Here is a 24,271-nt window from a genome sequence, read left to right as displayed (position 1 = left end):
CGGGGCGCAGGTGAAGCAGATGCCCTGCGCCGGGTGCCAGCAGCGGCCGCATACATAACCGGCGCAGCGCGCACACCGGTTGAAGTGCCCCTGGGCGGCGGTGATGGCGCGCTGGAAGGCCGCGTCCCGGGAGCTTCCCCAGCCGGAGCCCGCCAGCCCGTCGGCGGCGGTGCTGATCTCCCCGGCCACCCGGCCCAGCAGCCCGGAGGCTGCTCCTACCCCCTTGCCCAGCCAGCCGGCCAGCCGGCCGCCCCGGTAGGGCTCGAAGGCCGAGCGCCAGGTGTCATAGCAGCGGGAGCAGGAGAACTCGAACTGGAACCCCGCCGCCGTGCCATGCTGCTCACACAAATCCCGGTAATTATGGGCGAAATAGATCTCGTTGCTCACCGTTCGCTCCCCCGATGTGGTCATTGCCGTGCCCCAGCCCCGACGACGCGTCCGTCACCGGCCCGGTTCCGGTGCCGGAAGTGTCGCACAGACGCGCGGAGGAGATGACGGCCCCGGTACGCTGCCCGGGTCCGCGTTCCCGGCCCGCCCATGGAGTAGCCCATGCACATTCGCCGGATCGTTCCCAACCTCCGGTCGGCCGCCCCGGAGGAGAGTGCCGGGTTCTACCGGCTGCTGGGTCTTGAGGAAGTGATGGACCACGGCTGGATCAGGACCCTCGCCGGCCCCGGCAGCCCCACCGTCCAACTGAGCCTGACCAGCGGCGACAAGACGGCTCCGGTCACCCCTGATCTGAGCATCGAGGTGTCCGATGTGGACGCCTCGTACGACGCCCTGCGCGACAGCGGTGCGGAGATCGTGTATCCGCTGACCGACGAGGACTGGGGCGTACGCCGCTTCTTCGTCCGGGACCCCGACGGGCGGGTGGTCAATGTCCTCGGCCACCGTGACCGCCGGGCCGGGTAGCGGCCACGGGCGGATTCCAGGCGTAGGTGGGCGCGGCCGTGCGGATCAGCATCCGCTGGGGGAGCCGCCCGGACAGGGCCAGGGCCAGATCGCGGAGCAGCACGGCCGGGCGGGCGGAGACGGCCACCGCCCGGGCCACCCGGCGGGAGCGCCGCACGGCGTCGGTGGCTCGGGGCAGCCGGGCGGCGGTGTAGCGGGTCAGGTCCGGGTCATGGGCCAGCACGACGGCGTCCTCGATGGCCTGGCAGGCGCCCTGCCCCTGGAAGGGGGTCATGGCATGGGCGGCGTCGCCGAGCAGGGCGACCCGGCCCGAGTGGTAGGCGGGCAGCGGGTCGGCCAGCTCATGGATGTCGTTGCGCAGCACCTCCCCGGGTTTGGCGGCGGCGAAGAGTTCGGGCAGCGGGGCGCACCAGTGGCCGAAGCGCCTGAGCAGTTCGGCGCGTTCATCGCCGTCGGGGGCGCGCTGTCCGGCGGGGGCGAGGGCGGCGGCGTAGAGGTAGAGACGGCCGCCGGGCAGCGGCAGCACCCCGGTGACGGCGCCCCGTCCCCAGGTCTCCCCCAGCGGTACCGGTCGCGGCGGTGCCGGGATGGCGGTCCGCCAACTGGTGAAGCCGGAGTAGCGGGGCGCGGGGTGGGCAGGGAAGAGCATGGCGCGGGTGGCGGAGTGGATGCCGTCCGCCGCCACCACCAGCTCCGGCCGGTACTCCCCCGCCGGGGTGTGGACCAGGGCGGGCCGGTCCGCCGTCCCCGCCCTGACCAGGCGGGCGCTGACCGAGGTGAGCAGCGCCCCGGCCGGCAGCCGGGCGGCGAGCATGGCCACCAGCCGGGGCCGCGGAAGGATGACCACGGGATCGCCGAAGGTGCGCTCGATCCAGGCCAGATCGGTATGGACCAGCGTGCGGCCCGAGGCTCGGCGCAGCCCGGCCGCTCCCTGCCGGACGGCCAGGGCGCGTACCTCCTCGCCGACTCCCAGGGTGTCCAGGGCCTTCAGCGCGTTGGGGGCCACGGCGAGGCCGGAGCCCACGTCCTCCAGGGCGCGGGCCCGTTCCAGGACGGTGACGCGCCAGCCTCGCCGGTGCAGGGCGAGTGCGGCGGTGAGTCCGCCGATCCCCGCCCCGATCACCACTGCCCATCGCTGCTCTGCCATGGCGTCTCCCGTCCGCGGTGGGTGCCCGAAGAGATACGGTGGGCCGGGTCCAACTCCCCGTCCCGGCCCGCCCATTGAAACACCCGATGAAACACCCGCTGGAACACCCGCTCGCTGCGGCGGCTCAGCCGGCCCGGACCACCAGGGCGTAGTCCCCCAGGCCGCGGAGCTGTTCACCGGCGACCGACCCCAGCGTGGTGTAGACGGTCTGGACCAGACCGGTGACCGGGTCGAAGCCGATGTCCTTGACGGTCCCCTGCTCATCACCGAGTTCGGTGAGCACCCGCGCGCCCACCACCTCGGGCCGCCCGGAATCCTGGGCGGGTGCCGGGGAGAGGGTGTCGGCGCTGCTGACGATGACCGCGTCGGGCCCGACCGCCCTGACATCCGGCCAGGCCACGCCGGAAACCCTGCCGCCATGGGCCAGCCGCAGCCGGCTGATGCCTCCGGTGGCCGGGTCGAGGGTGAGGGAGTCCACCGTGCCCAGTTCCACCGCCTCCTCGGCGGTGACCACCCGCAACCCCTTGACCTGTGAGAGCAGGATCATCATGGGTGCTCCTTCCCCACCGGGTGCCCGGCCCGCCGGGCGCGGAAGTTCTCCACCTGCGCCGTAAAGCTGGGCAGGTCCTGGGCCACAAAGCGGCTGGCGTCATCGGAGACGACCAGCGCCTGCCCGGAGGCCGCCAGGGCCTCGTCGCGGGGGATGAAGACCGTACGGCGCCGGTGGTCCAGCGCATCCGCGGCGACGATCTGGAAGCCGGCCACCTTGCCGTCGGGCTCCACCACCACATCGCGCACGGTTCCGGCCTCCCGGCCGGCGTCGGTCAGCACCCGGATTCCCACCACCGCGCCACCGGTGTCCTTGCCCGGCGGCAGCACGGCGGCCGGTTCGGCCAGCGCCTCCCGGCCGGGGATCATCACCGCGTTCCGGCCCAGCGCATGCACGGCGGACCACGGCAGGCTCTCCTTGAGCGGACCGGCCAGCAGACCGCGCCCATTGAGGGTGAACCCGGTGATCCGTCCGGCCAGTCCGTCGAAAACGGTGTCCTTGACCTCCGCGACCAGGTCGCCGCCCAGGGTCACCACGGGCCGCCCGGTCAGTTCGGAGGCCAGCGTCAGGGTGTCCATCAGGCACCCCCCTTGCCCATACGCCGCCCCCGCCGCTGTACGGCGATCACGGTGCCCGAACGCCGCCGCAGCTGAATGGTCATCAGGGCCGCGACGACGAGGCACAACACCACCACCGCCAGTATCAGCCATCCCCACCAGGCCATCGCTTCCACCTCCGTTCCACGCCCCGGCCGCCTCCGGCCGTCGGACATCAACCCGTATGCCCTGGGAGGCGCCCGGCAACCGAGCCCAATTGCCGTGCTATGAAAGTGATTTGACCCCTGGCCAGGGGTGTGACGGTCGGCACCCGTCCGTACGTCCTCGCCTGATCCGGATTCCCGCGAGGCCGCCGGACGGGTTGCCGCCTGGGCCCGGTGACGATCCTGGTACCGGTCAACTGTCCAGTCAATCCTGGGGATTTCTCCCTTGCCCCAAGGCATAGCTTGGGTCTTATGACTCTGGATGACCTAAGAGTGTTCGTAGCCGTATGCCGGGCCGGCAGCCTCAGCGCCGTGGCCCGCGATCTGCGCTGCACCCAGTCCGCGGTGAGCCAGCATGTGAAGCGGCTGGAACACCGGACCGGCATCGGCCTCCTGGAGCGCCGGCCGCGCGGAGTGGTGCCCACGGCGGCCGGACGCATCCTCTGCGAGGCCGCCGCCAGCGGCCTGGCCGGGCTCGATCTCGCCCTGCGCCGCCTGGGAGACCTGGCCAACGGCGAGAGCGGCACGGTGCGCATAGCCACCGGCGGCACGACCGTACGGCACTTCATGGCGGAGGCCATCGTCTCCTTCCGCCGGCGATACCCCCGGGCCAGCCTGGAGTTCCAGACCGAGACCTCCAGCCGCCGCTGCTTCGACGCCCTGCTCTCCAGCGACCTGGACCTGGCCTGGATCACCATCGGCGCCCCGGTGCACGGCATCGAGCAGCGGCCCGTCCTGGACCTGCCCTGGGTACTGGCGGTACGGACCGGCGACCCGCTGGCCGCCCGGCCCCGTATCGACCCCGCCGAGCTCACCGGAATGCCGCTGGTCCGGCTGCCGGCACACTCCACCTCCGGCGCCCAGCTGGACACGGCCCTCACCGGGCTGGGCGTCCGGGCCGGTTCCGGCACCAGTGTCGCCGACTGGGACACGGCCCTGCTGCTCGCCGAACTCGGCCTGGGCTACGCCCTGGTGCCCGCCCTCCCCGGCCTGCCCGCCGCCGGCGAGGGGCCGCTGCGGCTCGTCCCCGTACCCGCCCTGCCACCGCTTGCCGTCGGCTGGGCCCTCCGCCGCGGGGACGCCCTGCCCCCGCTCGCCCGGGCCTTCGCCGGCACGGTCGCCGAGAGCTGCGCATCCACCGCCGCCGGGCCCGGGTCCTGACGGGAGATCCGCCTCCCCGTGCCCAGGGCGCCCGCCGGGCCGGGTCATCGGCCGGCCGACTGGTCATGGTCACTGCCCCGCGTGGGGCTCGCGCCCCGCTCGGGCGGGCCTGATAGGCAATCGCGGGTGACCAAGGACGACCCCGCTCGAGGCACCCCCGGTGCCGATTCCGGCCTGCCGTTCCTGGCGGTCGCCTATGCCTTCACCGTCGCCATGTGCGGCACCACCCTGCCCACTCCGCTGTACGGCCTGTATCAGCGGCAGTTGGGCTTCTCCTCGCTGATGGTCACGGTGATCTTCGCCGTCTATGCCATCGGGGTCATCCTGGCGCTGCTTCTGCTGGGGCAGTTGTCGGACTCCGTCGGCCGTAAGCCGGTGCTGCTCGCCGGGCTGGTGCTGTCCGCGCTCAGCGCCCTGTGCTTCCTGCTCGAGGGCGGACTGCCCGGACTCTTCGCCGGGCGGGTGCTGTCGGGGCTGTCCGCCGGGCTGTTCACCGGGACCGCCACCGCCGCGGTGGTGGAACTGGCGCCCCGGCGCTGGGCGGGGGCCGCCGCGCTCGCCGCCACCGCTGCCAATATGGGCGGGCTGGGCAGCGGCCCCCTGCTGGCCGGTCTGCTGGCCCGGTACGCCCCGGATCCGCTGCGCTGGGTGTTCGCGGTGGACCTGATGCTGGTGGCGGTGGCCGTGCTGGTGCTGCTGCCGGTCCCGGAGACGGTGCCGCGCCGGCGGGGCGTCCGGCTGCGGCCCCGGCGGCTGCGGGTGCCGCGCCCGGTGCGTCCGGCCTTTGTCCCGGCGGCGATGGCCGGCTTCGCGGGCTTCGCCACCCTGGGACTGTTCACCTCGGTGGCACCGAGCTTTCTCAGCCGGGTGGTGGGGGTGAACGACCCCGGGGTCTCCGGGGCCGTGGTCTGTGCCGTCTTCGCGGCCTCCACCGGCGGGCAGCTGCTGATGGGGCGGATCGGGGTGCGCCGGGCGCTGCCCTGGGGGTGTGTGGTGCTGGTGGCCGGCATGGCGGTCATCTTCGGCTCCCTGGCCACCGCCTCCCTGCCGTTGCTGGTGGCGGGCGCGGTCATCGCGGGCCTGGGGCAGGGGCTGTCCTTCCGGGCCGGTGTCACCATGGTGAGCGAACAGAGCCCGCCCGAGCGGCGGGCAGAGGTCAACTCCGCGCTGTTCGTGGTGCTTTATGTGGCCATCTCCCTGCCCGTGGTCGGCGTGGGCGTCATGGCCGTCACCCTGGGCCTGCGGCAGGCCGGCCTGGTCTTCACCGGCTGTGTCGCTCTGCTGGCCGCCGCCACGGCGGTGTTGATGGCCCTGCGGCCGGTGGCACCGGGCGGGGACGCCGCATAAGGGCGGGGCGGCTATCCCGTTCTACGGCTCCACCGCGTGGCCGCGACCGGCCGCGACCGGTGGGCGCGCAACGGGACGGCCGCTCAGCCCGTTTCCGGGCCCTCCAGCTGTTGCCGTACCAGGCAGAGCGCCATGGGAACCAGCAGGCGGGCCAGAACACCCGCCCCGGCCGCCTCGGCGGCGCCGGCGAGAACGGGTTCGGCGTGGGTCAGCGCCCAGCGCAGCACCGGACGCAGTGATTCGGTGTCGAGGCCGGGCAGGGCGAGGGCAAGGGTGCGGCTGTCGGCCCAGGTCAGTTGGATGCGCACGGCGTTCTCCGGGCGGGACGGGCCGTTCGCGGGCGGACACACGAAAACCGCCGCTCGGCGGAGCGGTGCGCGGATGCTGTGTCAGCGGTGTGTCAGCGGCGAACGAGCTGCGGTGACGGGCTAGTTGGCCCGGGAATGGACTGCGGACGGTCCGGCTGCGGACTATGCCAGGGACTCAAGCCCCTCACCTCCCTCGCGGTGCGGCGCCCAGGGCGCACAAGGCGTATTCCTCTCTAGCCGAGAATCCCCAGGCGGCCGGAGCATTGTCAAGCAACTTCTGGGAAACAGCAGATGACAAAGCCGGACCCCGTCCTTGAGTACCAGTCGAGTCCCTGAGCAGGAGCAGCCATGCGTGAGAGCACCGGATCGGCGTCATCTTCCGCTTCTTCCGCGCCACGTCCCAAGGGGCCACATCCCAAAGGCCCGTCCGGCCCGCTCGGCGGAGTGCTGGACCTGGTGAACCGGGTCCCCGGGGCCGGGCTGGTGCGCGAGGCCGTGAACGGGGCACTGGACACGGTCGGTTCGGTGACTCCGCAGGCCCGGCGGGCGGCGGTCTACGCCGGTGCCGGGCTGCTGGGGGCGGTCGGCGTCATCGAGTGGCCGGTGGCGGCCGCGGGCGCGGCGGTGGTGTGGCTGACCCAGCCCCGCCCCGGGCACCGCGGCGAGAGCGGCGGTGCGCCGGCCCCGTCCCGCGCCGCCACCGCCAAACCGGCGGCGGCGACCGCGAAGGCCGCTTCGACCCGCCGGCGGAAGTAGGGCCGTGCTGCAGCGTTCACTGACCGCACTGCCCGGCCTCGGTCTGTCCCTGGTCTCCGGCGGGGCGCGCACCGCGATAAGGGCCGGGCGGGCGGCCCGTAACGCCCTGCTGCCCGGCGGAGCCGGGTGGCGGGCCGGTGACCGGCTCCATCTGCCGCTGCGTCCGCTCGCCGGGGACGCCGGGGCCCGGCGTCTGGCGGGGGCCGCGGAGAAGGTGGCGGCCGCGCTGCTCAAGCGGCCCGAGGTGCTGCTCGCCTACTGGGACGGCGGCCTGGGCCGGCTGGTGGTGCGGGTGGGCGAGGAGGCGTCGGCGGACGAGGTCAGCCGGCTGGCGGCCCGGCTGACCGCCCGCCATGGGCTGGAACTCGCCGATGACGACCCGGACTTGGCGCCGCCGCACCCGGGCGGCGGCGAGGACATCCGTGCCGCGGCCCTCGCCCTGGCCTGCGACCTGGCGGGGGTGGGCACGGCGCTGGCGGCCCGCGCGGTACGGCTGAAGAAGTCCCCGCAGCTGGTCACCGCGGCGATATCGGTGCTGCGGGAGGACTCCCGGGTCCGGGGCGTGCTGCGCCGCCGGCTGGGGACCCGGGGCACCGATCTGGTGCTGGCCGCGGCCAACGCAGCCGGCCACGGTTTCGGCCAGTCGCCCACCGCGCTGCTGCTGGACGGGGCGCTGCGCGCCGGGCAGTTGGCGGAGGCGCTGGCCCGCGCGGTCGCCTTCGACGCCGCGCATGACCGGCTGTGTGTGCCGGACCGGCCGGGCATCTCCGGGCAGGGTCTGCCCCGGCCCGCCCTGCGGCGGACCCCGGACGAGGAGTACGCCGACACGGCCGTCACCGGCAGCCTGGTGGGTGCCGCCGCCACGCTGCTGTTCAGCCGCAGCCCGGCGGGCGTCGCCGAAGCGGTGCTGGCCGGCTCCCCCAAGGCGGCGCGCTATGGGCCGGCCGCGTTCACCGCCGCCCTGGGCACCGCCCTGGCCCGGGACGGCGTACTGGTGCGCGGCGTCCAGCGGCTGCGCAGGCTGGGCGGTGTGGACACGGTGGTGCTCCACCCCAGCGCCCTGCGCGGCCGGCGGCGCACGGTGCTGGACGTCCGCCCAGAGGCGCCCTCCTGGGACCACGACCGCCTCTGGCATGCCGCCATCGGGGCCTTGCGCCCGCGCGGGGACGCGACCGGCCAGGACCGGTCCGCGCCCAACTCCCCGCCCCTGAGCCTGAGTTCGCCACCCGGCGAACCTCCGGCCGGAACCGGCTGGCTCACCGCCTCCGCCGACGGCAAAGACATCGGCACCGTCCTGGTCGGCTGGGAACTCGACCCGCTCGCCGAAGCCGTGCTGGACGCGGCCCGCCGCGCCGAACTCCAGGTGGTGGTCATCGGCGACGCCTCGCTCGGCGACTTCGCCGCGCTGGCGGACACGGTGGTCCCGCCCGGCCGTCCGCCCGCCGAGGTGGTGGGCGCGCTGCGCGAGGAGGGCCGGACGGTGCTGACGGTCGCCCGGGTGCGGCCCGGGGACCCCGGCGCGGACGGCCTGACGGCCGGACTGCTCGCGGGCGACCTGGCGGTGGCCGTCACCGACGACCGGAGCGCCGTGGTCTGGGGCGCGGATGTGCTGGCCCTCAACGGTCTTGAGGGGGTGTGGCGGCTGCTGGCCGCCGCCCCCGCCGCCCGGGCCGTCGCCCGCCGGTCCAAGGCGCTGTCCCAGTCGGGCGCCACGCTGGCCGGTCTGCTGGTGGTCACCGGAGGCTCCCGCACCCGCCGGCTGCTGCTGCCCAGCGGGATGCGGCTCGGACCGGTCAACGCCGCTGCCGCCGCTGCCCTGTTCGGGGGCTGGCGGTCCGCCTGGTCCGTCGCGGGGCGCGAGGTGCCGCGGCCCCGGCCCCGGGTGCCCTGGCACGCGCTGCGCCCGGAGGAGGTGCTGTCCCGGCTGAGGGCCCGCCGGCCCGTTGGCGCGCCCTCGCTGCTGGACCGGGTCCGTACCGGCACCGGGGCGGTGACCCGGCTGCCGGTCTTCGCCCCGGCGCGCGCCGCGGCCTCCCTGGCGCTGGCCGTGCGGGCGGAACTCGACGATCCGCTCACCCCCGTGCTCGCGGTGGGCGCGGCCGCCTCGGCGGTGCTGGGGTCCACCGTGGACGCCCTGCTGGTCACCGGAGCGCTGGGGATGAACGCCCTGGTGGGCGGGGTGCAGCGGTTGCGCGCCGAGCGTGCGCTGGCCCGGCTGGCGGTGGGGCAGCGGCAGACCGCCCGGCGGGTGACCGACACTCGCAGCGGTGCCACCGCGACCGTGGACGCCGGCCGGCTGGCGCCCGGGGAAGTGATCGAACTGGCCACCGGTGAGGTGGTGCCCGCCGATGCCCGGCTGCTGGCCGCCACCGATCTGGAGGTGGACGAGTCCGCCCTGACCGGCGAGTCCCTGCCCACCCGCAAACAGGTGGCCGCCACTCCCCGGGCGGCGGTGGCCGACCGCCGCTGCATGGTCTACGAGGGCACCACCGTGGTGGCCGGGCGGGGACGGGCCGTGGTGGTGGGCACCGGTGAGCAGACCCAGGCCGGCCGGGCCGCCTCGCTGGCCTCAAGGACCCCGTCCACGGCGGGAGTTCAGGCGCGGCTGCAGGAGTTGTCGCGGCGGGTGCTGCCGCTGACCCTGGCCGGCGGCGCGGCGGTCACCGCGCTGTCCCTGCTGCGCGGCCGCTCGGTGCGGGAGGCGGTGGGCGGCGGGGTGGCGCTGGCGGTGGCCGCGGTCCCGGAGGGGCTGCCGCTGGTGGCGACGGTGGCACAGATGGCCGCGGCCCGGCGGCTCAGCCGCCGGGGGGTGCTGGTGCGCACCCCGCGCACCCTGGAGGCGCTGGGCCGGATCGACACCATCTGTTTCGACAAGACCGGCACCCTCACCGAGAACCGGCTGCGGGTGACCCGCCTGGTGACCGGGGACGGGGCCTGCCATCCGGCCGGTGCCGCCGAGGCGGCCGCCGTGCTGCGGGCCGCGGCCCGGGCCTGCCCCCGGGCTGGCGACGGCACCGGCGCCCATGCGCACGCCACCGATGAGGCGGTGCTGGCCGCCGCCCCGGACGACCCGGACTGGCACCCCTGTGAGGCCCGGCCCTTCGAAGCCAGCCGCGGTTATGCCGCCTCGGTGGGGCGGACGGCGGACGAGGGACCGTCGCTGGTGGTCAAGGGCGCCCCCGAGATTGTGCTGCCCTGCTGCCGGGAGGTACCGGCCACCGCGGAGCGGCGGGCCCAGTCCCTGGCGGCCGAGGGCCTGCGGCTGATCGCGGTCGCCCGGCGGCGGCTGTCCGCCGGGGAGACGGCCGAGGCGCTGGACAAGCCGCTGGCGGAGCTGGAGTTCCTGGGCTTTGTCGCGCTGGCCGACACCCCTCGGGCCGGCTCCGCCGCCCTGGTGGCCGCGCTGCGCCGGGAGGGGCTGCGGCCGGTGATCCTCACCGGCGACCATCCGCGCACCGCCCGCGCGGTGGCGGTGGCGCTGGGCTGGCCGCCGGACGTCACAGTGGTCACCGGTGACCGGCTGGCCGCCGAGGACCGGGCGGGCCGGGCCCGGCTGCTGCGGGACTGCCAGGTGGTGGCCCGGGTCGCCCCGGAGCAGAAGCTCCAGGTGATCGAGGCGCTGCGGGAGAGCGGACGGGTGGTGGCCATGGTGGGCGACGGCGCCAATGACGCGGCCGCCATCCGGGCGGCGGATGTGGGCGTGGGCATCGCGGCCCGGGGTTCGGCGGCCGCCCGCAATGCGGCGGACCTGGTGCTCACCGGGGACGAACTGTCCGTACTGACCGAGGCCTTGACGGAGGGGCGGGCGCTGTGGCGCAGTGTGGCGGATGCCGTCAGCATCCTGCTCGGCGGGAACTTCGGCGAGGTCGGCTTCACGGTGCTGGGCAGTCTGACGGAGGGTGCCTCGCCCTTGTCCACCCGGCAGTTGCTGCTGGTCAATCTGCTCACGGACATGTTCCCGGCGATGGCGGTGGCGGTCACCCCGCAGGACGGGGCCGCGGACGGCGAACCCTCCGCGGCGGACGGCCCCTCTCCCGGGGTCGCCGTGCTGGGCGCCCCGCTCACCCGGCAGATCCGCCAGCGCGGTCTGGTCACCGGCCTGGGCGCGGCCGTCGCCTGGCTGGCCGGCCGGCTCACCCCTGGCTCGGCCCGGCGCACCAGCACCATGGCGCTGTGCGGGGTGGTCGGGGCCCAGCTCACCCAGACCGTCAGGGGCCGGCGGCACAGCCCGCTGGTGCTGGCGACCGCTCTGGGCTCCGCCCTGGTGCTGGCGGGCATCGTCCAGACCCCGGGGCTCAGTCACTTCTTCGGCTGCACCCCGCTGGGGCCGGTGGCCTGGGCCGGGGTCGCCACCGCGATCGGCACCACCGCGCTCTATCCGCTGGTGCTGCCGCACATTGAGCGGTTGCTGCCGCAGCTGCTGCCCCGGCTGGAGCGGTGGCTGGCACCGGTGGTGCGGGTGACCCGGGCGGAGCGGGACGCGGCGTCCGCCACGGGGTGAGGCGTCGCGGCCGGGTCAACTCCCCTTGCTCGTACCGTCGTTGCCCGCCCGGTCGTCGCCCTGTTCATCCGGGAGTTGACCGCCCAGCAGCTCCCCGGCCCATTCGCCGATCCAGTGGCCGAGCGCCCGGTAGGCGTCGGACTGCCGGTGGTCGAACCACTGGTCGCCGGTGGAGTCATGGGGGAACACACGGGGTCGCCGGGCGCGGGTTGGTACCGTACCCGTCCGCCGAGCGCGGCCCGTTTGAGGATGACCGCGGCCGCGATCACCGCGAGGGGCAGGGTGAGCGCCACCAGCAGCCATTTCACTGTGGCACAGCCCGCCGGCGCCGCGAACGGCCAGCCGGCGCCGTGGAGTTGGCGCAGACCGTGGAGCAGCAGCAGCTTCTCGGCCACGGCGCAGGCGCCGGCGGCGAGTACGGCGAGGATGCCGTATCCGAGGAGGCACCGGTGTCTCAGGCGCACCGCGATGGTGTGGCCGCTCAGCCGGAAGACCAGCGGCAGTGGCCCCGGGATGCGCGCCGGGGCCAGGCGGCCAAGGCGCTTACGGCGCCATCTCGTACGCCCCCGACAGCGCCGCGACCCGCTCCCAGACCCGGGCCGAGCGGCCGGCGTCCACCACCGGGCGGCGGACCGCGCCCAGGGCCCAGCTCTGCTGCTCCTCGGTGGCGGAGTCCTTGCCGTGCAGTTCGACCGCGTAGGCGGAGAAGTCGCGGACCAGGACGGCGAAGAGCTCGTCCAGCACATCCTCGTCGGTCCCGGTCAGGGCGGCCTGCTCCAGGATCAGCTGGCCGTGCACCACCAGGGCGAAGAGCTGGCCGACGGCCAGCAGCAGGTCCAGGTCCCGGCTCTGCTCCTCGCCGGGCGCGGCGGTGGTGACGAACTCGCAGAGGACGTCGGCCTGTTCGCGGAAGCGGGCCACATTGGCCAGGTGGGCGTAGCCGTCGAAGGCGGCGCGCCAGTCGTGGAAGCGCACCGAGCCCAGGCCGCGGGCCGGTCCCTGCCGGAAGAGGAAGGTGTCATCGGCCGCGTCCAGCCGGGTCGGCACCGGCGGGTAATCGACGGGCGCCAGCAGGTGGTTGCGCATGAACTTCAGGATCAGCGCCAGGTTGACATGGACCGTGCCCTCCAGCTTGGGCAGGCCGCGGATCTCGGCGGCGGCCTGGGCGAAGTAGGTGTCCTTCTCAAAGCCCTTGGCGGCGATCACATCCCACATCAGGTCGATGACCTTCTCGCCCTCGGTGGTCACCTTCATCTTGGTCATGGGGTTGAAGAGCAGGTACCGGCGGTCCTCGGGGCCTGCGGTGCGGAAGTAGTCAACGGCGCGGTCGCTGAACAGCTTCATGCCGGCCAGGCGGACATAGGCGTCGGTCAGTTCCCGGCGGACATGGGGGAAGGCGGTGACGGGGCGGCCGTAGAGGATGCGGTTGTGGGCGTGGGTGACGGCCTCGTACATGGCGTGTTCGCAGATGCCGATGGAGGCGGTGCAGAGGTTGAACTTGCCCACATTGACGGTGTTCAGCGCGGCATCGAACGCGCCGCGGCCGGTGTGCAGGATGTCCCCGGCGGCGACCGGGTAGTTCTCCAGCCGGAACTCGCTGACGTACTTGGCGGAGTCCACCACGTTCTTCACCAGGTGGTACGCCTCATGGCGGCTGTCGGCGGCGAAGAAGACATAGCCGTCGGGGCCCTCGATGTCGGTGCGGCGGCCGAAGACGGAGACCAGTCCGGCGGCGTTGCCATTGCCGATGTAGAACTTGGATCCGGTGGCCCGGAAGCCGCCCTCGCCGTCGGGCTCCAGCAGCATGTCGGTGGAGTAGATGTCGGCGCCGTGGGTCTTCTCCGACAGGCCGAAGGCGAATACCTCGCCCTGCTCCAGCAGTTGGGCGGCGCGGGCGCGGGCGGCGGCGTTCTCGCTCTGCCATACCGGGCCCAGGCCGAGAATGGTGACCTGCCAGGCGTACCAGTAGTCCAGCCCGTAGAAGCCGAATATCTCGTTGAGGGCGGCGATACGGGCGGTGTCCCAGCGCTTGTCCGGGGCGTCTCCGGCCGCGGCGGCGGGGGTCAGGAAGGTCGCGAACAGACCCTCCTTGGCGGAGAATTCCAGGAAGTCGGCCAGCCAGGCGCGGGAGCGGTAGTCCTCGATCAGCTTGCGCTTGCCGCGGGTCTCGAACCAGTCCACGGTGGCGCGCAGCAGCCGGCGGGTCTCGGGGTCGAAGTGCGCGGGGTCATAGGTGCGGGGGTTGAACAGAAGCGGGTCGGCCATGGTGGTCCGCCTTTCCGGCTGGAGTCGAGAAGGGTGAGAAGAACCGAGGGGTGTGGGCGGCCGGTCAGCGGCCGGTGCGGGCGGCCTGGATCCGCCGCAGGGTGGCCAGGACGTCCTCCAGCCAGTCGAGCGTCATCCGCTCATAGGCGATGCCGCCGCGCAGCACCACATGCTGCAACTCCCGCATGGCGTCCGTCCCTTGGGGGGCGTCGGGCCCGGTGAAGTCGCGCGACTGGCCCGCGAGGTAGTGCGCCAGCCGTTCGGAATGCACCTGCCGGTAGCGCTCGACCTGGCGTATCAGCGCGGAGGGGTCGTCGAAGGCCGCGCCGCGGATCTTCACCGCCAGGTCATGGCGGACGCTCTCCGGCTCGATGGGCTCGTGCAGCCACTCGGCGAGGGCGGCCCGTCCGGCTTCGGCGACCGAGTAGTGCTTCTTGTCCGGGCGCCCCTGCTGGGCGACCTCCCGGACCGCCACCCATCCCTCGCTCTCCATCCGCTTGAGAACGCGGTAGATCTGCTGGTGGGTGGCGGTCCAGAAGTAGCCGATGGACCGGTCGAACCGCCGGGCCAGCTCATATCCGGAGCCCGGCTTCTCCAGCAGGGAGACCAGGATCGCGTGCTCAAGCGCCATATGCCGGATCCTGCTATGCAACTCGTTTCATAGACAAGAGCCACCGTCCCGGTGAGACGCGGCTCACGCGCCGGGCGGCCGGCACCCTGCGCAACTCACCGGTCACCGCAAGTCGCTTCAAAAAATCTTTACGGCTGCGATCCATGGGTGCGCGGCCCACCCGGCCGCGCCGCGAAATGCCGGTTATGCCCAGCTCAGTTGGTGGTGCTGTGTCCATTTATGTTCCTCGAGCGCGGCAGTGCCCCCGAATCTGTTACTCGATCCTGTGGAGAAGCCGTACCGAAACGGCAAAGAAATCGGAAAGCCGGGTGTTCTTCGGCGGCAACGCGGTTGGCAGCGGCAGCCGTTCGCGTGCTTACATCGGCGCACTGCGGCGGTGCTGAGAACGGTGGCCGATTACGGCCGCTCCGCCGCTGCCTTTTGAGAAACATTCAGACGAACGAAGGGTGCGCTACAACATGCGTAACGACATCGAGACCCGCGAGATCAGCGACGCCGAGCTGGACGCCGTTGCCGGCGGTGTCAGCATCTCCGGTGGTCTCCTCGGCGGTGTGACCGGCGACGTCAACACCCTGGTCAACACCGTCACCGGCCTGCAGACGGTGGGCACCGTCAAGGGCGTTGTGGGCCAGGTCGAGGGCGTGGTCGGCGTCCAGGCCGGTGTCGCCGGTCTCTGAGCCCGAAGGCCCGGCAACGGGCCTCGAGGGATCCGGTCATTTCACGGCGGGCGCCGGCGCACGCCCTGCCGTGAAATGACCGGGCAATCCAGGTGAACCCCGGAACTCCCCCTCGTTCCGGGGTTTATGGTCGTTGCCCTCACACAATTCCGCACCACCTGTTCAAGAATGCAGTCGAAGGAATAGTCCGTGCAGTTCCGCCAGAAGGCGCTTTCCAAGCTGCAATCGCCCGAAGAACTCGATCTGCCGGTACGGCTGGCCCGCCCCCAGGGGCTGCTGGTCCTTGCCGTCACCGTCCTGGTGATGGCCGCGGCGGGCGTCTGGGCGTGCACCGGATCGGTGTCGGCCAAGCTGAGCGCACCGGGCATCCTCATCCATTCCGAGGGCAGTTACCTACTGCAAAGCCCCTTCGCGGGACAAGTCACCGCGGTCCTCGCCAAGGAGGGCCAGCCGGTCTCCTCGGGCACCCCCCTGATCGAGGTCGGCACGGAGCATGGCACCCGGGCCGTCCGCGCGGTGGCCGCGGGGCGGGTGACCACGCTGGCCGCCAGGACCGGCACGGTCCTGGCCACCGGGGCCGATGTGGCGGTCGTGGAGCGGCTGACCGGGCCGGACGACCCGTTGGTGGCCATGGTCTATGTGCCGGGCGACAGCGGCGGAACGGTCTCCCCCGGCGCCCAGGTGGATCTCACCGTGGACTCCGTCTCCCGGGCCCGGTTCGGGGTGCTGCGGGGCAGCGTCCAGGCCGTGGGCCGCGCGCCCCAGACCCCCGCGCAGCTCACCGGCTTCCTCGGCGACAGCCGGCTCGCCGACCGGTTCTCCCGGCAGGGCAATCCCATCGCGGTACTGGTGCGGCTTCAGCCCGCCGCCACCAGGTCGGGCTACCGGTGGTCCTCGGCGGGCGGTCCGCCCTATCCGCTGGACACCCCGGCGCCCGTCACCGCGGCCGTCCATCTCGCCGCCCAGCGGCCCGTTGACTGGCTGCTGCCATGACCGCCGCACCGCAGACCCGGCCCGGCCACCGGCGCCGGGCACAGACCGGCAATGGCAGTGGGAGCGGCAACGGCAGCCGGCGCCGTCGCGGCCGCCCCGCCGGCGCCGTCCCCCGGGGCCGCACCCCGCGGCCGGTACGCACCCCCACCGTGCTGCAGATGGAGGCGGTGGAGTGCGGCGCGGCCGCCCTGGCCATGGTGCTCGGCCACTACGGCCGCTTTGTGCCCCTGGAGGAGCTGCGCATCGACTGCGGTGTCTCCCGGGACGGTTCACGGGCCGGCAATCTGCTCAAGGCCGCCCGCGGCCATGGGCTGAAGGCCAAGGGCATGCAGATGGACCTGGCGGCACTCGCCCAAGTACCCGGACCGGCCGTGCTGTTCTGGGAGTTCAACCACTATGTCGTCTATGACGGCATGGGCCGCCGCTTCGGCCGCCGCGGCGTATACATCAACGACCCCGCGAACGGCCGCCGTTTCGTTCCCATGGAGGACTTCGACACCAGCTTCACCGGCGTGGTCCTCACCTTCGAACCCGGCGAGGACTTCCGCCGCACCGGCCGCCGGCCCGGCGTCATGGCCGCTCTGCCCGCCCGGCTGCGCGGCACCTCGGGCACCCTGCTGGCGGCCGTGCTCTCCAGCCTGCTGCTGGTGGTGGTCGGTGCGGCGGTGCCCGCGCTCAGCCGTACCTATATCGACACCTTTCTGCTGGGCGGCCGGACCTCGCTGACCGGGGTGCTGCTGGCCTCGATGGCCACCGCCCTGCTGCTCACCGCCGTGCTCACCGCACTGCAACAGGCCAATCTGCTGCGCGGGCGGGTGATTTCCTCCACCCTGGGCAGCGCCCGCTTCCTGCGGCATCTGCTCCGGCTGCCGGTGACCTTCTACGCCCAGCGCAGCCCGGCCGACCTGGTGCAGCGGTTGCAGTCCAATGACGCGGTGGCCGAGACCCTGGCCAGGGATGTGGCCGCCGCCGCGGTGGACGCGGTGGTGGTGGTGCTCTACGCGGTACTGCTGTGGACCTACGATCCGCAGCTGACTGCCCTGGGCATCGGCGTCGCCCTGCTCAACCTGCTCGCCCTGCGGGTGGCGGTCAAGGTGCGGGCCACCGGCACCGAGAAGCTGCGGGCGGAGAACGCCCGGCTGGTCAACACCGCTTACAGCGGACTGCAGTTGATCGAGACCATGAAGGCCACCGGCGGCGAGCACGGCTTCTTCCGCCGCTGGGCCGGACAGCATGCCATCATCCTGGATGTACGCCAGCGGCTGGGGGTGCCCAGTGCCTGGCTGGCCGTGGTGGCACCCGCCCTGGCGGCGCTCAACAGCGCGCTCATTCTGCTGATCGGCGGGCTGCGCGCGGTGCAGGGGCACCTCTCGGTGGGCCTGCTGGTCGCCTTCCAGGCCCTGGTGACCGGCTTCACCGCGCCCATCGCCCGGCTCAGCGGCGTGGCCGGCCGCGTCCAGGACTTCGCCGCCGACCTCGCCCGTCTCAAGGACGTCGAGAACTTCCCCGCCGACCCGCTGCACACCCGCCCCGGCCCCGTCACCGGCACCCGCCGGCTGAAGGGCCATGTGGAACTCGAAGGGGTCACCTTCGGCTACAGCCCGCTGGACGCGCCCCTGCTCAAGGACTTCTCGCTGACGGTGGGTCCCGGCCGGCAGGTGGCGCTGGTGGGCGGTTCCGGCAGCGGCAAGTCCACCGTGTCCCGGCTGATTTCGGGTCTCTACGCCCCCTGGGAGGGGGCCGTGCGGATCGACGGCATGCGGCTGGCCGACATCCCGCGCGGGGCGCTGGCCGCCTCGGTCTCCTTCGTCGATCAGGATGTCTTCCTCTTCGAGGGCACCGTCCGGGACAACATCGCGCTCTGGGACCCGTCCATCCCGGACGAGGCGGTGATCGCCGCCCTGCGGGACGCGGCCGTCTATGAGACGGTGGCCCGGCGCCCCGGCGGCATCCACAGCCGCGTCGAACAGGACGGCCGCAACTTCTCCGGCGGCCAGCGCCAGCGCCTGGAGATCGCCCGCGCCCTGGTCCGGCGCCCCAGCGTCCTGGTCCTGGACGAGGTGACCAGCGCCCTGGACGCGGTGACCGAACAACTGGTCATGGACAACCTGCGGCGGCGCGGCTGCGCCTGTGTGGTGATCGCCCACCGGCTGAGCACGGTGCGCGACAGCGACGAGATCGTGGTGCTGGACCGCGGCACCGTCGTCGAACGCGGCCGGCACGAGGAACTCCTCGCCGTCCAAGGGGCCTACGCCGAACTGGTCAAGGAGCACTGACGTGACCTCTCCCCACCACACCGCCACCGCCGATCCGGTGGTGGAGGCGCTGGGCGCCCTGGGCACGGCCGTGGACTGCACCGGCCTGCGAAAGCTCTCTCTGGAGGGGCCGCAGGTGCTGTGGCTGGTGACGGACGGCCAACTGGACCTGTTCGCGGTGGACGCGGCGCAGCAGGGCCACTGGCACTTCCTGGGCCGGCTGGCCGCGGGCACCCTGCTGCTGGGCCCGGCCCAGGGGCCGCGGCACACCCTGCTGGGCCGGCCGCTCCAGGGCTGCCGGCTGCGCCGGGTGGAGCTGCGCGAGCTCGGCCGGCCGCCGTACGGCCAGGACCCCCACGGCTACGACGCCCATGGCTACGGCGCCTACGGCCACGGCACTTACGGCCACGGCACCCATGGCTATCCTCATGGCCACGACGCCTACGGCTGGGACCTGTACGGCGCCGGAGGCGGGACGCTGAGTCCTCTGGAGAACGCCTTCGCGCTGGGCGTGGGGCGCGGGCTGCGGGTGCTCTGCCAGGCGCCCCTGGAAGGCCGTTCGGCCACCGGCCCGGATGCGGCGGCGCCCGACGAGGACGTCCTGTGGATGCAGATCTCCCCCGGCCAGGTGCAGTACGGCGCCGTCTACGAGGGCCCGGACACGGCCGGGACGCTGCTGGTGGACGCGGGCCTCTGGCAGGGCATGGTCGATCAGCAGTACCGGCTGCTGTATGCCGTGGACGACTGGATCGAGCGGCTGGAACGCGCCCATGAGGACCGTGCGGCGGCCGGTATCGAGGCCGGCGAGGCCGCCCGCGCCCAGGCCGACCGGACCCTGCTGGCCTCCATCGGCCGGTCCGGCGCCGAGACGCCCCGTACAGCGGGTGACGACGCCGTCTTCGCCGCCTGCCGGCTGGTCGCCGCCGATGCCGCCATCGTCCTGACCGAGCCCGCCGGGAGCGGCGCCGCCGGGCCGCGGGATGCCATTGAGCGGGTCGCCCTCGCCTCGGGGGTCCGTACCCGCACTGTCCGGCTCGGCGGCCGCTGGTGGCGGGAGGATTACGGCCCCCTGGTGGGGCGGCGCGCGGCGGACGGGACTCCGGTGGCGCTGCTGTGGCGGCGCGGTGGCTACCAGGCCGTCGATCCCGCCGCCGGCACCCGGGAGCGCGTCGGCCGGGCGAACGCCGGCGCCTTTGAGCCACGCGCCGTGATGCTCTACCGGCCGCTGCCGGAGGGCAGGTTGGGAGCGCTGTCACTGCTGCGCTTCGGCCTGCGCGGGACGGCCCGCGATCTGCGCCGGATCCTGCTCGGCGGGCTGGTCACGGTCGGGCTGGGCGCCCTGGTGCCCGTCGCCACCGGCAAGGTGCTCGGCAGCTATGTGCCCCAGGCCGAGAACGGCCTGATTGTGCAGACCGCGCTGGCCCTGATCGCGGCCGGTGTGGTCTCCGCCGCCTTCACCCTGCTGCAGAACCTCGCCGTGCTCCGTCTGGAGGGCCGTATCGAGGCCACCTTGCAACCGGCCGTCTGGGACCGGCTGTTGCGGCTGCCGGCCAGGTTCTTCACCGGCCGCTCCACGGGTGAACTGGCCGGTGCGGCCATGGGGGTCAGCGCCATCCGGAGCGTGCTGTCCGGGATCGGTCCGGCGGTGCTCCAGGCGGGCACCATCGGCACCGTCAACCTGGTTCTGCTGCTGGTCTACAGCGTGCCGCTGGCGCTGGCGGCGATCGCCATGCTGCTGGTCATCGCCACCGTCCTCACCGGCCTCGGGCTCTGGCAACTGCGCTACCAGCGACGGCTGGTCAGCCTGGGCGACCAGCTCAACAACCGGGCCTTCCAGACCCTGCGCGGCCTGCCCAAGCTGCGGGTGGCCGCGGCCGAGAGCTTTGCCTATGCCGCCTGGGCAAGGGAGTTCGCCCGTACCCGGGTGCTCCAGCAGCGCATCGGCCGGATCAAAAACGTGGTCACGGTGCTCAACTCGGTCTGCCTGCCGCTGTGCACCCTGGTGCTGTTCGCGCTGCTGGCCGGACCGGCGCGCGGCAGCATGTCCCCGGGGGAGTTCCTCACCTTCAGCACCGCCCTGACCATGCTGCTGTCCTCGGTCACCCAGCTGACCGGCGCCCTGCTGTCGGCCGCCGCGGTACGGCCCATGGTCGAGCGGGTGGCCCCGCTGCTCCGGGAGACCCCCGAGGTGAGCGGCTCAAGCATCCGGCCGGGACCGCTCGGTGGCGCGGTGGAGGCCAAGAACCTCTCCTTCCGCTACACCGACGACGGCCCGCTGGTCCTGGACGAGGTCTCCTTCCAGGCCCGGCCGGGGGAATTCGTGGCGATCGTGGGCGCCAGCGGCTGCGGCAAATCGACCCTGCTGCGCCTGCTGATCGGCTTTGAGAAGCCGCTGTCCGGCAGCGTCCGCTATGACGGCCAGGACCTGGCGGGCCTGGACCGGGCCGCGGTGCGCCGCCAGTGCGGGGTGGTCCTGCAGAACGCCCAGCCCTTCTCCGGCTCCATCCTGGACTGCATCCGCGGCGCCGACGACTTCTCCCTGGAAGAGGTGTGGGAGGCCGCGGCGATGGCGGGCCTGGCCGAGGACATCAAGGCCATGCCCATGGGGATGCACACCATGCTGTCCGACGGCGGCGGCACCGTCTCGGGCGGCCAGCGCCAGCGCCTGATGGTCGCCCAGGCGCTGGTCCGCAAGCCACGGGTGCTGTTCCTGGACGAGGCCACCAGCGCCCTGGACAACGAGGCCCAGCGAGTGGTCATCGAGTCCACCCGGGCGCTGCGGGCCACCCGCATTGTGATCGCCCACCGGCTGTCCACGGTGCTGGACGCGGACCGGGTGGTGGTGATGTCCCAGGGCCGGATCGTCCAGCAGGGCCCGCCCGCCGAGCTGCTGGCCGACGCCACCGGGCTGTTCCATCAGCTGGCGCGGCGCCAGCTGGCCTGACCCGGTGTCATTTGCCGAAGCGGCGCTCACGATTCGCATAGGAGCGCAGCGCCCGCAGGAAGTCCACATGACGGAACGCCGGCCAGTAGCAGTCCACCCAGTGCATTTCGGCGTAGGCGGACTGCCAGAGCAGGAAGCCGGACAGCCGCTGCTCCCCGGAGGTGCGGATGATGAAGTCGGTGTGGTCGGCGATCGGCGAGTACAAGTGCCGGGAGATGTCCTCGATGTCGAACCGCTCCACCAGGTCCGCCGGATCGCCGCCGCCCGCCATATGTTCCTCGAAGGCCCTCTTCACCGCATCGACGATCTCCCGCCGGCCGCCATAGCCGACCGCGACATCCACCTTGAGCCCGCCGCGCCCGGCCGTCCCGGCGACGGCCTCCTTGAGCACCCGGGCGCTGTCGCCGGGCAGCATGTCGAGCGAGCCGATCACCTGGACCTCCCAGGGACGGTCCTGGGCCGCGATGTCCCGGACGGTCTCCTCGATGGTCTCGATCAGCGGGCCGAGCTGCTCGGCCGGGCGCCCCAGATTGTCGTCGGAGAGCATAAAGAGGGTCACATGCTCGATCCCCGCGGCAGTGCACCAGCCCAGGAACTCGGTGGCCTTGGCGCCGCCCGCCCGGTATCCCTCCCGCATATCCGTGTGCCCCGCCTGCCGGGCCCAGCGCCGGTTGCCGTCAAGCATGATCCCCACATGCTGGGGGCGGGGCAGCCCCACCAGGCCGCTGGCCAGCCGGCGCTCGTACACCGCCTCCATCGGCCGCCGGAGGAACAGCGGGAGCAGCTTCATAAACCTTCTCCGTCGTATCTGTTATCGAGTTGTGCACATCTCCCCTCGACTCTAGCAGGGGCGACGGTTCGCCCTCCCCGTGGCGGCCGGTAACTTCCCGGCTACCAAGGGGAGTTGGACGCCGGTCATCGGGGGCCCGCGGGCGGCGCTCCGGTGACCGCCGCGCGGTACAGGGCGCGGGTGGCGGCGCCGAAGCAGGCGCTGTAGGAGATCTGCGGGGTGTTGCCGCCGGTGTGGTAGCCGCCGATGACCCCGATCACCGCCCAGCCGCCGGGCCAGGGCATCAGCATGGGCCCGCCGCTGGTGCCGCCCACAAAGCCGTCACAGGCGATACGGGGGAAGGTGCCGGGGTCGGCCGGATCATCACTGGCCCATCTGGTGGTGATGCTCCAGCACTCCAGCGGCTTGGGAGCGCCCCCCGGATAACCGATCATGCGCACCGGGGCGTGGAAGTACCCGGTGCCGGTGAGCAGTTGCACTCCTCCGGTGGCGTCCTGCAGCAGGGCGCCGTGCTCATTGCGTTCGGTGACCGCGAAGCCGAAGTCATACCTGGCGCCGGCGTGCGCCCCCAGGTCGTAGTACTCCTGCGCCACATAGACCCCGTTGTTCTTGACCGGGAAGATGCCGAAGGGCTTTGCCCCGTCGTGGTATTGGGGCACAAAGCCCAGATGGCGTCTGGGCGAGGTCCCGGAGTAGCCGTTGAGGCAGTGCCCGGCGCTGAGCACCAGATCGCGGCCGGGGCTGCGGACCACGGAACCACTGCAGGTGCGCCCGGTGCCCTTGGCGTCGGTCCAGAAGAAGGTGCCGGCCTGCGGTATGCCGTCGAAGCTCCGGCTGGGCGGTATGTACTCGCCCGGCCGCGGCCCGTCCACCCGTGGGGTGATCTCGGAGCCCTTGGTGTCGGCGGGCCGGGCGGCCGCCATCCGGGCCGGGGTCCAGTAGGCGTCGAGCCGGACGGCGGCCGGACTGGCCCCGGGCGGCGGGGCGTTGCCGGCGAAGGCGGCGGGAGCGGTCCCGGCGGAGAGCAGCAGGGCGGCGGCCAGCGTGGCGGCCTGCCGGATGAACCTGGTCCTGGGCACCATGGGTTCCCTTCCGGTCGGACACAAGTGACGGCTCACCATAGGGTGTTGCGCCCGGGGCCGGAAGACACTTGTCCGCGCGGCGAAGGGACTGTCAGTCCTCCTCGTAAACGACCTGGTACCGGCGCGTATAGCGGTTGAGCGCGGCCGGGTCGAGCCGTCCCGCCCGGCTCACCTCGGCCCGGTGCTCGATCAGGGCCTCCACCACGCACTCCCAGCCGCCGGGCGAGGAGACCTGGATCACCCGGGGCGGCGGACCGGAGCCCGGCCGCAGTGCGTGCGGCACCCCCTTCGGCAGCAGGACGAACTGTCCCTTGGTCATGGTGTGGACGGTTCCCTGGAACTCCACCTCCAGTTCGCCCTCCAGCACATAGACGCACTCATCGGCCACCTGGTGCGTATGCCGCGGGATGGGCTGCGCCACCGTGACCTCCAGCAGCGAGAAGCGCCCCTCGGTGTCCTCGGTACGGGCCTTGACGCTGAACGCGGGCGGCACCGGGATCCTGCCCGGTCGCGCCTCCCCTTGGTCCAGCAGGAAGAAGCGGTCTTCAGTCATCCGGATTCCCTTTCGTTGTATTCCCGGGCGTCGTTCCCGGGCGTCGTTTCACGGTCGTCGGTCCAGGGTGAGCCGGTACACGCCGGGCGGGGCCAGCGCCAGGAGCAGGGCGAGGCCGGAGGCGCTGAACACCGAGGCGTTCAACGGTGCTTCGGGCCCGGAGAAGAGGAACATCGACAGGGCGAAGGTGAGCAGTACGCCCGCACTCGCCCAGGCCGAGATCCGTACCGCCACCCCGAGCAGCAGGGTGACCCCCAGAACCGCCTCGGCCGCGGTCGCCGCCCCGCCCGCCGGGCCGACGCACCCATGGGGCAGATAGGGGGCGAGCACCTGGACATAGGCCAGGTAGCGGTGGTAGTTGCCCCATGCCACCCGGCCGGTTCCGGGCGCGCCCCACAGGCCGTACCGGTCGGCGACCGCCGACAGGAAGCCCGCCGACAGCGCCAGGCGGGCGAAGAGCGCGGCAACCACCCATGCCCGCCGGTCGTCGCCCGAGCGGTGCGTCCGCTGCCGCGGGCCGCCCCACGGGGTCATGGGCATCGAGGCCGCCCCTTCCGTCCGTACCCGCCGCCGGTGAAGTGCCGTGAAATGCCGCACCGGCGACCGCTGTTGATCACGGGGCCAACGGTAGGAGGACAG

Annotated in this window: 21 protein-coding genes and 1 pseudogene; 9 read left to right on the top strand and 13 right to left on the bottom strand. The window is 73.0% G+C overall.

The genetic code is table 11. The features are described 5' to 3' along the window. Window positions 1–348, bottom strand: a pseudogene (locus CV755_RS12640) (zinc ribbon domain-containing protein); the annotation flags it as partial. 201 nt (window positions 349–549) lie between these two features. Between CV755_RS12640 and CV755_RS12635 the strand changes: the two are divergent. Then, a complete protein-coding gene (locus CV755_RS12635; RefSeq protein ID WP_109280315.1) occupies window positions 550–912 on the top strand; it encodes a VOC family protein in 363 nt (120 codons plus the stop codon). Here CV755_RS12635 and CV755_RS12630 read toward each other — a convergent pair. The 4 genes from CV755_RS12630 to CV755_RS35110 all read right to left on the bottom strand — a co-directional run bounded on the left by CV755_RS12630 (window position 875) and on the right by CV755_RS35110 (window position 3,333). Further along, window positions 875–2,059, bottom strand: a complete 1,185-nt coding sequence (locus CV755_RS12630) for an FAD-dependent oxidoreductase (RefSeq protein ID WP_109280314.1) — start codon at window positions 2,057–2,059, stop codon at window positions 875–877. The genes CV755_RS12635 and CV755_RS12630 overlap by 38 nt on opposite strands. Before the next feature lie 124 nt (window positions 2,060–2,183). Continuing rightward, the gene (locus CV755_RS12625) at window positions 2,184–2,609 is read right to left on the bottom strand and encodes a PRC-barrel domain-containing protein (RefSeq protein WP_241561165.1); all 426 of its coding nucleotides are present in this window, start codon (window positions 2,607–2,609) and stop codon (window positions 2,184–2,186) included. Beyond that, window positions 2,606–3,187: a PRC-barrel domain-containing protein gene (locus CV755_RS12620; RefSeq protein WP_109280312.1), complete on the bottom strand. Its 582-nt coding sequence runs from the start codon at window positions 3,185–3,187 to the stop codon at window positions 2,606–2,608. Before CV755_RS12620 ends, CV755_RS12625 begins: the two co-directional genes overlap by 4 nt. After that, window positions 3,187–3,333, bottom strand: coding sequence for a hypothetical protein (locus CV755_RS35110; protein WP_164503285.1), 147 nt, complete (start codon window positions 3,331–3,333; stop codon window positions 3,187–3,189). The genes CV755_RS12620 and CV755_RS35110 overlap by 1 nt, the downstream gene beginning before the upstream one ends. A gap of 288 nt (window positions 3,334–3,621) precedes the next feature. On the opposite strand from CV755_RS35110, the gene CV755_RS12615 reads away from it, so the two are divergent. Continuing rightward, complete coding sequence (locus CV755_RS12615; RefSeq protein WP_109280311.1) at window positions 3,622–4,530, top strand: LysR family transcriptional regulator; 909 nt, start codon at window positions 3,622–3,624, stop codon at window positions 4,528–4,530. 126 nt (window positions 4,531–4,656) lie between these two features. Further along, the gene (locus CV755_RS12610; RefSeq protein WP_435881518.1) at window positions 4,657–5,877 is read left to right on the top strand and encodes an MFS transporter; all 1,221 of its coding nucleotides are present in this window, start codon (window positions 4,657–4,659) and stop codon (window positions 5,875–5,877) included. Between the two features lie 83 nt (window positions 5,878–5,960). Here the strand turns inward: CV755_RS12610 and CV755_RS12605 are convergent, their stop codons facing one another. Then, window positions 5,961–6,185, bottom strand: coding sequence for a hypothetical protein (locus CV755_RS12605; RefSeq protein WP_109280310.1), 225 nt, complete (start codon window positions 6,183–6,185; stop codon window positions 5,961–5,963). A 444-nt stretch (window positions 6,186–6,629) separates the two neighbouring features. Here CV755_RS12605 and CV755_RS12600 point away from each other — a divergent pair, with 444 nt between their 5' ends. Together CV755_RS12600 and CV755_RS12595 are read left to right on the top strand one after the other, a co-directional pair. Beyond that, window positions 6,630–6,941 (top strand): hypothetical protein, encoded by a 312-nt coding sequence (locus CV755_RS12600; protein WP_109280309.1) that lies wholly within the window; start codon window positions 6,630–6,632, stop codon window positions 6,939–6,941. A 19-nt stretch (window positions 6,942–6,960) separates the two neighbouring features. Further along, on the top strand, window positions 6,961–11,442 hold the full coding sequence (locus CV755_RS12595; RefSeq protein WP_422070542.1) for a cation-translocating P-type ATPase: 4,482 nt from the start codon (window positions 6,961–6,963) through the stop codon (window positions 11,440–11,442). 15 nt (window positions 11,443–11,457) lie between these two features. Here the strand turns inward: CV755_RS12595 and CV755_RS34640 are convergent, their stop codons facing one another. The 3 genes from CV755_RS34640 to CV755_RS12585 form a co-directional block, all read right to left on the bottom strand. Beyond that, window positions 11,458–11,631, bottom strand: a complete 174-nt coding sequence (locus CV755_RS34640) for a hypothetical protein (RefSeq protein ID WP_161968674.1) — start codon at window positions 11,629–11,631, stop codon at window positions 11,458–11,460. A gap of 354 nt (window positions 11,632–11,985) precedes the next feature. Further along, window positions 11,986–13,707: an acyl-CoA dehydrogenase family protein gene (locus CV755_RS12590; protein WP_109280308.1), complete on the bottom strand. Its 1,722-nt coding sequence runs from the start codon at window positions 13,705–13,707 to the stop codon at window positions 11,986–11,988. Window positions 13,708–13,771: 64 nt separating this feature from the next. Further along, window positions 13,772–14,338, bottom strand: a complete 567-nt coding sequence (locus CV755_RS12585; protein ID WP_109280307.1) for a PadR family transcriptional regulator — start codon at window positions 14,336–14,338, stop codon at window positions 13,772–13,774. A 458-nt stretch (window positions 14,339–14,796) separates the two neighbouring features. Here CV755_RS12585 and CV755_RS12580 point away from each other — a divergent pair, with 458 nt between their 5' ends. The 4 genes from CV755_RS12580 (at window position 14,797) to CV755_RS12565 (ending at window position 21,207) form a co-directional block, all read left to right on the top strand. After that, complete coding sequence (locus CV755_RS12580) at window positions 14,797–15,015, top strand: hypothetical protein (protein ID WP_109280306.1); 219 nt, start codon at window positions 14,797–14,799, stop codon at window positions 15,013–15,015. 189 nt (window positions 15,016–15,204) lie between these two features. Beyond that, window positions 15,205–16,008, top strand: a complete 804-nt coding sequence (locus tag CV755_RS12575) for a biotin/lipoyl-containing protein (RefSeq protein WP_109280305.1) — start codon at window positions 15,205–15,207, stop codon at window positions 16,006–16,008. After that, on the top strand, window positions 16,005–18,284 hold the full coding sequence (locus CV755_RS12570; RefSeq protein ID WP_109280304.1) for an NHLP family bacteriocin export ABC transporter peptidase/permease/ATPase subunit: 2,280 nt from the start codon (window positions 16,005–16,007) through the stop codon (window positions 18,282–18,284). Before CV755_RS12575 ends, CV755_RS12570 begins: the two co-directional genes overlap by 4 nt. A 1-nt stretch (window position 18,285) precedes the next feature. Further along, on the top strand, window positions 18,286–21,207 hold the full coding sequence (locus CV755_RS12565; RefSeq protein ID WP_109280303.1) for an NHLP bacteriocin export ABC transporter permease/ATPase subunit: 2,922 nt from the start codon (window positions 18,286–18,288) through the stop codon (window positions 21,205–21,207). Window positions 21,208–21,214: 7 nt separating this feature from the next. On the opposite strand, the gene CV755_RS12560 is transcribed toward CV755_RS12565, so the two are convergent. The 4 genes from CV755_RS12560 to CV755_RS12545 form a co-directional block, all read right to left on the bottom strand. Further along, window positions 21,215–21,997 (bottom strand): isoprenyl transferase, encoded by a 783-nt coding sequence (locus CV755_RS12560; RefSeq protein ID WP_109280302.1) that lies wholly within the window; start codon window positions 21,995–21,997, stop codon window positions 21,215–21,217. A 125-nt stretch (window positions 21,998–22,122) separates the two neighbouring features. After that, window positions 22,123–23,079 carry a trypsin-like serine peptidase gene (locus tag CV755_RS12555; protein ID WP_109280301.1) on the bottom strand — a complete coding sequence of 319 codons (957 nt, stop codon included), beginning with the start codon at window positions 23,077–23,079 and terminating at the stop codon, window positions 22,123–22,125. A 91-nt stretch (window positions 23,080–23,170) separates the two neighbouring features. After that, window positions 23,171–23,632: a cupin domain-containing protein gene (locus CV755_RS12550; RefSeq protein WP_109280300.1), complete on the bottom strand. Its 462-nt coding sequence runs from the start codon at window positions 23,630–23,632 to the stop codon at window positions 23,171–23,173. A gap of 48 nt (window positions 23,633–23,680) precedes the next feature. Continuing rightward, window positions 23,681–24,172: a hypothetical protein gene (locus CV755_RS12545; protein ID WP_206608425.1), complete on the bottom strand. Its 492-nt coding sequence runs from the start codon at window positions 24,170–24,172 to the stop codon at window positions 23,681–23,683. Between the last annotated feature and the right edge of the window lie 99 nt (window positions 24,173–24,271).

Origin of the sequence: Streptomyces orinoci (assembly GCF_003121295.1) — a bacterium.
Taxonomy (GTDB): domain Bacteria; phylum Actinomycetota; class Actinomycetes; order Streptomycetales; family Streptomycetaceae; genus Streptomyces; species Streptomyces orinoci.
This window is presented reverse-complemented; position numbering and strand designations above follow the sequence as displayed.